Origin of the sequence: Streptomyces alkaliphilus, assembly GCF_014141535.1 — a bacterium.
Lineage (GTDB): Bacteria > Actinomycetota > Actinomycetes > Streptomycetales > Streptomycetaceae > Streptomyces > Streptomyces alkaliphilus.
The window spans coordinates 1-554 of record NZ_VKHT01001658.1 but is presented as its reverse complement, the minus strand read 5'-3'; the positions used below and the strand labels follow the sequence as shown (position 1 = coordinate 554).

The 554-nt window shown below is 73.6% G+C and carries 1 protein-coding gene; it reads right to left on the bottom strand.

Going from position 1 to position 554, the window contains the following annotated elements:
* Window positions 1-146: 146 nt before the first annotated feature.
* A partial coding sequence (locus tag FNQ90_RS26190) for an SAV_6107 family HEPN domain-containing protein (RefSeq protein WP_182608562.1) occupies window positions 147-554 on the bottom strand: 408 nt, incomplete at its 5' end.

The following is a 554-nucleotide window of genomic DNA, read 5'->3' as shown; positions in this document are numbered from 1 at the left end:
GGGGGCGGAAGCGGGACACGAGGAGACGGAAAAGGACGGAGAGGGCGTGTCGAGGACCGGAGGGAACGCCGGGGTACCGGCGGACCACTCCGGAAACACCCGCACCACACCGGCGAGCCGGGTGGAAGGGAGCACCGGTCCGATGTTCAGGCGGGGCGCTCACCGGGTTCGGGTCGGTTGGGATCACGCGGCAGTACCGGCTGGGGGGATATCTGCGCCCGGACCAGCCGCAGGAACATCGCGACCGACGCCGCCAGCTCGTCGGCGTCCCGCCGGGAAACCTCCCGACGGATGCCCGCCTCCAGCCTGGCACGCCGGGCACCACTGGCGGTGAAGAGGACGCTCCATTCCGCCAGCTCCGGCGCTATCTCCGGAAGCATGTCCCACACGCTGCGGATCCGCCGCCGTCCGCGGGCGGTCGTCTCGGGACGACCGCGCACGGCCAGCACGGCGGCCGCCGTGCGCAGCGCGGCCATGTGGGCGGCGATGTACGCGTCCCCCGGGTCCTCCCGGGTCTCCGCCTCCTCCAGCCCCCGCTCCGCCTGGGCCAGCAG